Below are 11357 nucleotides of genomic sequence, written 5' to 3' on the forward strand. Positions count from 1 at the left end.
ATGATCCTGATTGTTGAGGATCTGGAAGAAGTCCGCGAATTGCTGTCGGCCCAGCTGACCGCCTGCGGCTATGGCCCCATCATCAAGGCGGGCAGTGCGGAGGAAGCGCTGACGGCGCTGGATGTCGAACGCACCGAGGGGGAGGAATGCCCCATCGATATCGTGCTGATGGATATCATGCTGCCCATCATGGATGGGATCACGGCCACCTGTCTGATCAAGGAAAATCCCCGTCTGGCCGATGTGCCCGTGATCATGGTCTCCTCGCTGGAGGATGAGGAAACCTTGAACCAAGCCTTCATCGCCGGTGCCTTTGACTATGTCGTGAAGCCGGCGACGCTGGTGGCTCTGCGCGCCCGCGTGCAGTCGGCCCTGCGCTGGCGCACGGAGGCACGCCGCCGCCGGGCGCGCGAAGGTGAATTGGCAGAACTGACCGCCGACCGCCGCCATACGCCGGCAGCCGACCCGCGCGCGGTGACGGGCCTGGGCTGGCCCGGACCCACGCAATGCGGACAGATGCTGGCCGAACGGGCGCAGCGCCGCCATTCCGGCGCCGTCCTTTACGCTGCCATTGATGATTTCGGCCGGCTGGAAGAGGTGGATGGCGCCGATCCGGCGGCGGCATTGACCCGCCGCGTCATGGAACTGGCGGCGGGCCTGCCGGGGCGCATCGGCGATGTGCTGACCATGGCCGGCGACGGAAGGCTGGCTGTGCTGTTTGAGAATAATGACGCGGCTGCCGCGCGGGACATTGCCGAACGGCTGGTCGATCTGGTGGCCCGTGCCCGCATTCCGCATCCCCGTTCCAATGCCGGCCCGCATGTCAGCCTGTCTGTCGGGTTCGCCACGGGGGTGGAGGCTGCCAGTCTGGCGCGCCGCGCCCTGGACCAGGCCCGCGCCCATGGCGGGGCCCGCATCATCGACGGCGCCAGCCTGCCGCCGGAGGACAATTGACCCATGTTTCTGCGCAAATGCCTGACCCTCTTGTCCCTGCCGCTGCTTCTGTCCGCCACGCCCGCCTTTGCCGGGGCCTGGCCGCAGGCGGCGGGAACCATGGAGGTGATTGCCGGTGCCACCTACTCGGAATCCGATAGCGGCTTTGACGGTCGCGTCGGCGGCACCGATCCGAAATTCCGCAAGCTGGAGGTGGCGCCGCTGATCTCCTGGGGTGTGGGCAGCGACACCACGATCAGCGTCCAGCCCTCCTGGCAGCGGCTGAAGGCCGACAATGCCGCCGGCGGCAGTGACAAGGGATCGGGGCTGGCAGATGCGGAATTCGCCGTCCGCCGCACCATCTGGCAGGACGGTGGCCACATCGTCGCGCTGGCGCCGCTGATCCGTGTGCCGCTTGGCTATGACAAGGGGGATCAGCCGCCGCTGGGGTCGGGCAAGGTCGATGCGGAGATGCGTGCCCTGTACGGTCATGGCTTTGAGAACGGGTTCTTTGACGCGCAGGTCGCGTACCGTACCCGTGGCGGGCCGGCGGCGGATGAACTGCGACTGGACCTGACGGCGGGGGTGCGGCCCGATGCTGACTGGCTGCTGTTGGCGCAGAGTTTCAATGCCGTCAGTGTGGGCACGCCGGGCGCCGGCTATGGCGATGTCCGCCGCTATAAGCTGCAATTATCAGCGGTGCGCAAACTGACCGATGATGTCAGTCTGCAATTCGGCCTGTCCAAGGCCATTGGTGGCCGCAATGCCGGTGGGGAGCGTATGGCATTGCTGGCCCTGTGGTGGAATTTCGGCGGGCGGTAACCGAAGGGGGAGGGCGGGATGGTGATCCTCAGCCTGCGTAATCTGATGGGGGCGACCACAGGTGCCATCGTGGCGCTGCTGGCGGTTGTCCATGGCAGCCTGTCCGGTTGGGAAGCCGAACGTGTCCTGAACCATGAGGTCGGCACCTCGCTTGCGGCTGTCGCAGAGGGATTATCCTCCCGGCTGAATGGTGACATGCAGGCCCGCGCCGCCCTGACCCAGGTGCTGACCCAGGTGGAGGCGCTGAGCGACCCCGCAGTGGCTCAACGCATCGTGGATCAGATGGGCGATCAGGACCCGGCCCTGGCCTGGGCCGGGATTACCGACAAGGATGGCAAGGTTGTGGCCGGCACGCGCGGCATCCTGGTCGGCCAATCCATCGCCCAGCGCCCCGTCTATGTGGAAGGGATCAAGGGATCGTTTCTGGGGGATGTGCATGAGGCGGTGCTGCTGGCCAAGCTGTTGCCGAATGTCACCGGGGAGCCCCTGCGCTTCGTCGACGTGTCCGCCCCTATCAAGGGCCAGGATGGTTCCGTGAACGGCGTTGTGGCCGTGCATTACAGCTGGGACTGGGCTCGCCGGCTGGTGAGCGATCCGCTGTCGCCAATGCAGGGCCGCTCGGGCCTGGAGACCATTCTGGTCGCTGCCGACAACCGCGTGCTTCTGGGCCCGCGTGAATTGCTGGGCAGCCTGCTGCCGCTGGAAAGCACCCGGCGGGCGCGGGAAGGCATGGTGGGCTGGCGCGTCGAACGCTGGCCGGACGGCAAGGAATACATGACCGGTTTCGCTGCCGATCAGCGTCAGCGCGTGGTCAAGGGGCTGGCCTGGACCGTGCTGGTCCGGCAGCCGGTTGCCATTGCCTATGCGCCGGCAGACCGTATCCGTTACCTTATTTTCTGGTCTGGTCTGGGGCTGGCCCTGTTGTTTGGGACGGTGGGCTGGCTGGCTGCGAACCGCATCGCCAGACCGCTGCGCGCCATTGCCCAAGCGGCGCGGGCCATAACCAAGGGGGCGCCGGGTGCCGTGATCCCCGCCGTCGGCGGGGCAAAGGAAATCAACATCCTGTCGCACAGCCTGCGGGAACTGGTCACCAGTCTTCGGGCATCCAACCGCGCGCTTGTGGATAGCAATGCCGCGCTGGAACGGATGGAAAGCATCGCCTATCAAGACCGGCTGACGGCCCTGCCCAACCGCCGCTTCTTTGAACAATATCTGGATGCGGCGCTGGCCAATGCCCGTGGCACAGCGGGCCGGCTGGTGATCCTTTACCTTGACCTGGATGGGTTCAAACCGGTCAATGACCGGCTTGGCCATGATGCGGGGGATGAGGTGCTGCGACAGGTCGGCGTGCGTCTGGCCTCCAGCCTGCGGCAGCAGGATATGATCGCCCGGATCGGTGGCGATGAATTCGCCTGCATCCTGATCCTGGCGGAGACGGAGAGCCATCTGGCGCGGGAGGTGGCTGAACGCCTACGAGTTGCCCTCGAACCACCCATATCGGTGGCGGGACAGGACGTGCAGGTCGGCTGTACCATTGGCGGCGCCTTCTGGCCCCAGGATGGGGAGGATCTAGGCGAGGTGCTGCGTCTGGCCGATGCTGCCCTGTACCGGGCCAAACGCCAGGGTGGCAATCAGGTCGCCTTCTACGAAGACACGAACTGAACCACCCCGTCCGGTGATGCGGATGGGTCCAATTCCCATCGCACACATCCGGCCCGGCCTTGCCGCACCACCCGGCCCCTGCCATCCTAGCCATGGGGATGACGCCAAAGGGGGGAGCCGATGATCCTGTCAACGCTGGAGAACCCAGCCGGATACCGTGTCGTGCGGCATCTGGGGCTGGTGCAGGGCAGTACGGTACGGTCCAAGCATGTGGGCCGGGACATCATGGCCGGGCTGAAGGAAATCGTGGGCGGCGAACTGCGCGGCTATACCGAGCTTCTGAACGAGGCGCGGGAAGAGGCGACGGCCCGCATGCGGGCAGCGGCAGAAGAGCTGGGCGCTAACGCCATCATCTCCATCCGCTATGGCACCGCCAATATCGGCAGCGGGGCGGCGGAGGTGCTGGCCTATGGCACCGCCGTTGAGATCGTGGCGGAACAGGCCGCATCGTGAGCGGGCCGGAATCCGATCTGCCCCCCGGCTTTGCGTGGCTGGAGATTCTGGAGGATCTGGGCAACGGGGATGATCTGGATATCAGCCTCTGGCTTGGCGGCGTGTTGGCGGCCTTGCTGTTCAATGCCGCCGTCTTGCTGCTGGGGGCGTGGCTGGAACGCCGCCATGACCGGCGGTTGCTAGATATGGAGGCGGCGATGGCCAGCGTTCGGGTCTTCACGGGCCGGCCACCGCTGGATGTCGTGGGGAAACCGCAATTGGTGCAGGCCGCCATCGTCATGGCACCGGCGCCGCTGGGCCGTCTGATGCTGTTGATCCGGCGGATCATCGGGGGACGTGTGGTCACGCGGCAGCGCGACATGCAGCGTACGCGGCGTCTGGCCCTGCTGCGCCTGCGTGAACAGGCGCACGGTCTTGGGGCGGGTGTGCTGGCGGGGGTGGACATCTGTCAGATCGGGCTGGGTCGGGGCCGCTTCGCCATGCTGGCCACCGGCACGGCCCTGGTTGGCGCAGAGCCGGGGCCGCTGCCGCAGGTGACGGAAGCGATCGGCGCGGAGCCGCCCCGGCGGCGGCGGGAAATCGTCATCGCGCTGGCCGCCTTGGTCCTTGCCGCGGCGGCCACGGCAGAAATGGACTATCTGGTCGATACCTATTTCGGCAATTTCTGGAAGCGCTGGGTCTTCCATATCAAGGAATGACGGCTCAGGCGGGCCGGGCCGCCTGTTTCTTTGGTCGCTTGAACCAGAAGGTCCAGACGGCCAGCGTCCCCAGCAACGCCATGCCCAGACCCGACAGGGTCATCAAGAGACGGTAGGCAAAGCCGCCGACCTTGGCCGCATGCAGGGGATAGACCTTTTGAAAGGCCTGTTGCCCCACCGGCATGGACAGGGCGTCGCGCATGTCCATAACCCGGCCATCGGCAGGGTCGAACCAGATCAGGGTGCGGCCATTGGGCAGCCATTCGTCCGGCTGCTTCAGGCGCAGGGAAATCAGATCGCCGGCTTTGCGCGGCAGGGCCAGGACCCGGAATTCCGCCCCCGGAAAGCGTGCCTGTGCTGCCGACAGCATGGCGTGCCAGTCGGGGTTTTCGGCCAGCGCCCCGCCCTTCACCATGGGGGCTGCCGTCGCGGCACGCCATTCCTTGGCAGGGCCCAGCGGGCTTAACACGAAATCGGCCACGGGCCGCAGGGTCAGCATGGCGCCTGTCAGACAGGACACGAACAGCAGCGGGGCCAGAACCACGCCGATATCCCGGTGATGGCGAATGATGGCGGGCCGCGACATGCGCGCGGGCCAGGCCTTGAACTGGAACGTGCGGCGTAGCTTCCACCACAGGATGAAGCCGGAGATCACGAAGAACAGCCCGACCAGCGCCACGATGCCCAGGAACGTCTCCCCCACCTCGCCCGCCAGCAGATAATGGTGCAGGTCGAACAGCCAGAGTTCCGGACGGTCCCAGATGCTGTCCCACGACGCCACGACCGTCCCGGCCTGATCGGCATAGGCACCGGCCCCCTTGGCCGTGCGCAGCCGGTGCAGGCCGAAACTGTTGCTGGCGAAGATAATGCTTTCCGGGCGGGCCGGGTCGGCGAAAATCTTCCCCACCGCCGCGGCGACAGGGCCGGCATCGCGCACCAGCGCGTCGCCGGCACCGGGGGCCATGACCCAGGCATCCTTATGCACCAGCAGGGCACCGGTCAGGCCCATCATGGCCAGGACCAGACCCAGGATGCCGCCGGCCCAGCGGTGGAGAAGGTCGAGCGTCTTCATCAGAAGCTGTAATCCCAGCCGACGGTCAGGGTGCGGCCACGGCCTGCATAATAACTCTGATTGTTGGTCAGGCGCTGGGTCTGGCTGTTATAGTCGATGAACTGCCGGTCCAGCAGGTTCTGCACCGACAGTGTCACCCCACCGACGGGCAGTTCATAGCGGATGGAGCTGTCGACCACAGTATAGCCGCCGAAATGGGCGAAGGTATTCGTGGCCACATTCCCGACATCGCCCGACAGATAGGTCTGCGTCTGCACCCGTGCCGTGATCTTATCCTGCGCGTATGTTGCTGCCAGGTTCAGGCGGTCGGGGGAGATGTTGGCGCCGTCCAGCTTGCTGTCGACCTTGCCGTCATCGTTGCTGTCATTCAGCCCCTTCAGATGAGCATAGCCGCCCGACAGGGTCAGGCCGGGCAGCGGCGTCTCGTAGGACAGGTTCAGTTCCAGCCCTTCGATCTCGATCCGCTGGCGCTGTGCCTCATAAACACCGTTGATGAAAACCAGCAACTGGCCCTTGCTGGAGCTGGACCAGAAATAGGTGGCGCTGCCCTTGAACGGGCCGTAATCGCCCTCTACCCCGATCTCCTTGTTGTTGGAGATGATGGGGCTGATATCCAGGTAATTGTCCAGGTCGATACCGGGCTTGCCGATGGCGCGGGTGATCCGGCCCACATCGGGCACCGTGTAGCCCTCGGCATAGGAGGCGTAGGCACGCAGGCCGTCCACCGGCTCCACGATCACGCCGCCATTCCACAGCGTATCGCTGAAACTCGGGCTGCCGCCGGAGACGAAGTGGGAACCGTAGGAGGCGAGTGTCGTGTAGTCATCGATGGTGATGCGGGCATTTTCCGACCGCACACCGCCTGCCAGCCGCAGCTTCTCATCCAGCAGCGCCAGATTGAGCTGCGCAAAGGGGGCCAGACTGCGGAAATCCGTGGGCGGTACCCATTTGCGGCCCGTGGCGATCAGGCGCTGTTCGGTGGTGTCCCAGATGGCGTCGAAGCCGACGGTGCCCGTCAGATCCTCAAATCCCGGCATGGCGCGTTCATAGGCGATCTTGCCGCCCGTCTTACGCGACCGGTTCTGCGACTGATCGAACAGGGTGCCGTTGGGGGCCAGGCGCACATCCTGGAAGGTGGGGATGGGCGACGGGTCGCCACCATAGGTGTCGCGCGATCGGTTGAAGAAAATCTGGCTGGTCAGCGTGCCCTCCGCCAGATCATCGTCGGTCAGCGACAGGGCCACGCTTTCGGTGCGGTTGGCCGCCGGCGTGCCCGGCGGGTTGCCCTTGATGGACGTGCCGGGGACGCGGGCTTTGCGATCTCCCTGGCCGATCGCCGCGACATAGTCGCCATCGCCCTTCAGTTCGAACCGGCTGGTGGTCAGATCCAGACGCGTGCCCTCCCACACCTCATACCCGAAGCGGGCGAAGACATTGGTGCTGGCGCTGTCCTGGGTTTCGCCCTGGGTGCTGTCCATGCCGATACGGCGACCATTGGCGTCGTAGAACGCGCCGCGCGTTTCATAGGCCGCACCCACGGTGGCATCAAGCCGCCCGTCGCGTTGGCTGAGCAGGGCTGCCACCTTGCCACCGAAACTGTCACCTTCGAACCCGTCATTGGCGGTGCCCTGGATCAGGACGCGACCGCTATTGCCATCGGCCTTGGGCGCGCTCACCGTCACCTGATTGACGATACCGCCGGTGCCACCAATGCCCTGCAACGCGTTGGAGCCGAAAATCACCTCCACCCGGTCCACGAAGAACGGATCGATGGTGAAGCCATCGCGCGACCCGTCACGCAGGGGCGTGGATTGCGGAATGCCGTTGATGGCGTAAAGTGGCGACCGACCGCGCAGCGTTTCCCCGGCCCCCGACAGCTTCTGGCGGGTGGGGGAGAAGGACGGGATCAGGGTGGCAACGGCATCCACGACCGACCCGCTGATGGCCGCCTGCTGCGCCAGATCGGCGCTGCCGATGACATCCACGGTCAGGGGCAGGGCGCTGGCCGGCAGCTTAGTGCGCGCCGCCGTGACGACGATGGCGTCAATATCATCCTGTGCCGTTGCCGCCTGCTGTGCGGCGGCGGGAAGGGCGATCAGGCTGCTGCTGATCATCAGGAACGACAAGGACTTGCGCATCGAAACCTCTCCTTTTCAAAACGCCGGGACCCTATGATGGCGGACATACAAATGCAACTCATTATCAATGCTATTGCTGCGGGGCGGGTTTGATGCTGCGGGGGTCTGGCGGTCGATAGGAGTGTGGTTTTGTTGCAAATATGAAATAAAATAAAAACAGCAAATAAATAAATATTAAGTCGCGTAAATAAAATCTTCATGTCGCAAATGCCACAGAGGTTAATAATGAATAAACACTGTTACAATTCACTATTGCAGTAAAATTGGCCCTATACGAGTGTTCCGCCAGTGCCTTGGGGCACATTGACTGAGCGCGCGCCCGCAAGCTTGCCGAACAGAGGCGCGGCCTGTTGGAACAAGGGGACACAGCAACCATGACACTTTCTGAAAACGTGCGCGGCTCGGTCCGCTCCCGCCTGCTGCTGGGCGCCGCCTTGGCTGCGGTGCTGGCGCCGATGGGCACCGCCCTGGCGCAGGATGCGATCGAAGAGATCGTTGTGACCGGTTCGCGCATTGCGCGTCCCAATGATACCTCCACCAGCCCCGTCTATTCGGTCGGCGCGGCCGAGATCGACGCGCTTCAGCAGCCGGAAGTCGAGAAGATCTTCCGCATGCTGCCCGTCACGGTTCCCGGCGACGGCCAGAACACCAATAACGGCACCGCCGGCGCCTCCACCGTCGATCTGCGCGGCCTGGGTGCCCAGCGCAACCTGATCATGATGGATGGCAAGCGCGTCACGCCGTATAATTTCAACGGTCTGGTCGACGTCTCCACCATCCCGACGGCCCTGATCGAGCGTGTGGACATCGTCACCGGCGGCGCCTCTGCCGTGTACGGCTCGGACGCCATGTCCGGTGCCATCAACTTCATCATGAAGGATGATTTTGAAGGCGTTGATGCCAACTACGACTATTCCGTCACGGGCGAGGGGGATGGCCACATCCATTCCGCCGACGTGACCGTTGGTTCCAACCTGGCCGATGGCCGCGGCAACGTCGTGCTGGGCATCAACTATTCCCAGCGCAAGGGTGTGCAGCTGGGTGCCCGCCCGCTGGGCCAGCTGGGCATCGCCACCGCGACGGGTGCCAATTATCAGAACTTCCTGGATGGCAAGGCGCCCGATCCGGCCCCGGCGGGTTGCGGTGGTCCCAACTCCGTGGCGGCTGGCGGTTCGCCGACCACGCTGCCATCGCGCGTCACCATCGCCGGCGGCCCGGCCCTGGGTCAGTTCCGCGACGATGGCTCCATCGGCGCCAACTGCTCGGTCTTCAACTTCAATCCCTATAACTATTACCAGACCCCACTGGAGCGTTTCGGCGGCTTCGCGTCCGGCCATTACGAGATCAACGAGCATGTCGAGGCCTATGGCCGCTTCTCGTATTCCAGCACGAAGAACACCCAGCAGGTCGCCCCGTCGGGTATTTTCGGCACCACCTTCTTCGTGCCGCTGAACAACCCCTATCTGACGGGTGCCGCCCGCCAGACCATCATCAACGCCGCCAATGCCGGTCGCACCGCCGGTACCGTGGTGACGGCGGGCGCCTTCCCGAACTGGGTGGACGTCAACAATAACGGCGTGGTCGATCAGGCCGACGATATCCGTCTGTCGATCAGCCGCCGTACCGTGGAACTGGGGCCCCGCTCCACCTCCTATGATAACAACGCCTTCCAGTTCCTGACCGGTCTGCGCGGCGACATCATGGAAGGCTGGACCTATGATGTGTCGGTGCAGCATGGCGAAAGCAGCCGCACCAACCTTAGCCAGGGCTATACCAACATCACCAATGTCGGCAACGCGCTGAACGCCGTCAGCACCACGGCCTGCCGTGGCGGCCAGGGTGGCTGCGTGCCGATCAACCTGTTCGGTGGCTTTGGCTCCATCACCCCGGAAATGGCGGCCTATGCCTCCGCGTCGGCCATCGACAAGCAACATTACGCCCAGACCATCGTCACCGGTTCCGTCAGCGGCCCGATCGAAGGTCTGGTCAGCCCCTGGGCCAATGACAGCGTCGCTGTCAGCTTCGGTGCCGAATACCGCAAGGAAACCGGCTCCCGCACGCCCGACGAATGCTGGAAGCTGGCCCCGGCCTCGTGCCTGGGTGGTGCGGGCGGTAACCTGCGCCCGATCTCCGGCGGTTTCGACGTGCAGGAAGTCTTCGGCGAAGTGCTGGTGCCGCTGGTCTCCGGCAAGCCGGGCTTCGAGTCGTTGGACCTGGAAGCGGCCTATCGTTATGCCGACTATGATCCGACGGGCGTCAACAAGACCTGGAAGCTCGGCCTGAACTGGACCCCGATCGACAGCGTCCGTTTCCGTGGTTCGCAGCAGCGTGCGGCCCGCGCCCCGAACGTGGGTGAACTGGCTGCACCGCAGGTCGCGGCCCTGCAGAACGCCAATACCGACCCCTGCTCGGTCGGCAATGCGGCGGCTCTGACGGATGCTACCCTGCGCGCCCGCTGCATTTCCACCGGCATGACCGCCGCTCAGGTCGGTAATGTCGTGGATATCGCCGCCGGTCAGGTGAACGTGTTCGCCGGTACCGATCTGGCCCGCCTGCCGACCCCGGAAGTAGCCGATACCAGCACGCTGGGTATCGTCCTGACCCCGGATCTGGGGGCGATCAAGAACACCTTCATCTCGCTGGACTATTACAACATCAAGATCAAGGACGTGATCGGCGCCTTCGCACCGCAGGAAATCCTGGACGGTTGCTATGTCGCCGGTGACGCCAGCCAGTGCGCAAAGGTCATCCGCGTCGGCGGCACGCTGACCCTGCCGGGTGCGGGTCTGCAGGCCTTCACGACCAACCTGAACTACCTGAAGGCCGAAGGTCTGGAACTGGGCGTCAACTTCAATGTCGACCTGGAGGATCTGGGCGTCGGCGGCGATATGGGCACCCTGATCTTCGCCCTGAACGCCAACTACTACCTGACGCAGGAGTCCAAGAGCTCCGACCAGACCCCGGTCCTGGACTGCGTGGGCCGCTTTGGCACCAGCTGCCCTGGCGCCGTCGGTGCCGGTGGCGTCGGCAGCCCGCTGCCGGAAATCCGCTGGGTTCAGCGCATGAACTGGAATCTCGGCGACTTCACCATCGGTTACACCTGGCGTCACCTGGGTGGGGTGGAGATCGAGGAGCGTCAGAAGGCCACGACCTTCGACAAGTTCGAGAAGATCAAGGCTTACAACTACATCGACCTCCAGGGTTCGTATCAGCTGTTCGAGCAGGTGCGCCTCAGCGCCGGCGTGACCAACCTGTTCGAAAAGGACCCGCCGGTGGTCGGCAACGAAGCGGGCGCCACTTCTGCCAACTCGGGCAACACCTTCCCCAGCATGTATGATCCGCTGGGCCGCGTGTTCTCGGTTGGTGTGAACGTGCGCTTCTGATCCCGGATGGACGGGGCGGTGCCGGGTGACCGGTGCCGTTCCGACCGGCCAGGATGACATACCCCCGGCGCGCAACCCGACCGGTCCCATGCGGGACTGGCCGGGTTGCCGTCATTTCGGATATCATTATTGCAACGCGGCCTGTGGGGTGGCTGAAATGATTGAAAGTCACGGCGAAACTTAATTAACAAGGCTG

Annotated in this window: 8 protein-coding genes; 6 read left to right on the forward strand and 2 right to left on the reverse strand. The window is 64.6% G+C overall.

The genetic code is table 11. From position 1 onward, the window contains the following. The 5 genes from ACT6Q8_RS14240 (at nucleotide 1) to ACT6Q8_RS14260 (ending at nucleotide 4568) form a co-directional block, all read left to right on the forward strand. On the forward strand, nucleotides 1–954 hold the full coding sequence (locus ACT6Q8_RS14240; protein ID WP_054168830.1) for a response regulator: 954 nt from the start codon (nucleotides 1–3) through the stop codon (nucleotides 952–954). Between the two features lie 3 nt (nucleotides 955–957). Further along, complete coding sequence (locus ACT6Q8_RS14245) at nucleotides 958–1755, forward strand: hypothetical protein (protein ID WP_444733354.1); 798 nt, start codon at nucleotides 958–960, stop codon at nucleotides 1753–1755. Between the two features lie 18 nt (nucleotides 1756–1773). After that, a complete protein-coding gene (locus ACT6Q8_RS14250) occupies nucleotides 1774–3417 on the forward strand; it encodes a diguanylate cyclase domain-containing protein (RefSeq protein ID WP_054168832.1) in 1644 nt (547 codons plus the stop codon). Between the two features lie 120 nt (nucleotides 3418–3537). Next, nucleotides 3538–3870 carry a YbjQ family protein gene (locus tag ACT6Q8_RS14255; RefSeq protein WP_054168833.1) on the forward strand — a complete coding sequence of 111 codons (333 nt, stop codon included), beginning with the start codon at nucleotides 3538–3540 and terminating at the stop codon, nucleotides 3868–3870. After that, nucleotides 3867–4568 carry a heavy metal-binding domain-containing protein gene (locus ACT6Q8_RS14260; RefSeq protein WP_054168834.1) on the forward strand — a complete coding sequence of 234 codons (702 nt, stop codon included), beginning with the start codon at nucleotides 3867–3869 and terminating at the stop codon, nucleotides 4566–4568. The genes ACT6Q8_RS14255 and ACT6Q8_RS14260 overlap by 4 nt, the downstream gene beginning before the upstream one ends. 4 nt (nucleotides 4569–4572) lie before the next feature. Here the strand turns inward: ACT6Q8_RS14260 and ACT6Q8_RS14265 are convergent, their stop codons facing one another. Both ACT6Q8_RS14265 and ACT6Q8_RS14270 read right to left on the reverse strand, forming a co-directional pair. Beyond that, nucleotides 4573–5640, reverse strand: a complete 1068-nt coding sequence (locus tag ACT6Q8_RS14265) for a PepSY-associated TM helix domain-containing protein (protein WP_054168835.1) — start codon at nucleotides 5638–5640, stop codon at nucleotides 4573–4575. After that, a complete protein-coding gene (locus ACT6Q8_RS14270) occupies nucleotides 5640–7778 on the reverse strand; it encodes a TonB-dependent receptor (RefSeq protein ID WP_054168836.1) in 2139 nt (712 codons plus the stop codon). Before ACT6Q8_RS14270 ends, ACT6Q8_RS14265 begins: the two co-directional genes overlap by 1 nt. A gap of 374 nt (nucleotides 7779–8152) precedes the next feature. Between ACT6Q8_RS14270 and ACT6Q8_RS14275 the strand changes: the two genes are divergently transcribed. Further along, nucleotides 8153–11161, forward strand: a complete 3009-nt coding sequence (locus tag ACT6Q8_RS14275) for a TonB-dependent receptor domain-containing protein (RefSeq protein ID WP_082372443.1) — start codon at nucleotides 8153–8155, stop codon at nucleotides 11159–11161. Nucleotides 11162–11357: the final 196 nt, after the last annotated feature.

This window comes from Niveispirillum sp. (assembly GCF_052437035.1).
In the GTDB taxonomy this organism is placed as follows: Bacteria; Pseudomonadota; Alphaproteobacteria; order Azospirillales; family Azospirillaceae; genus Niveispirillum.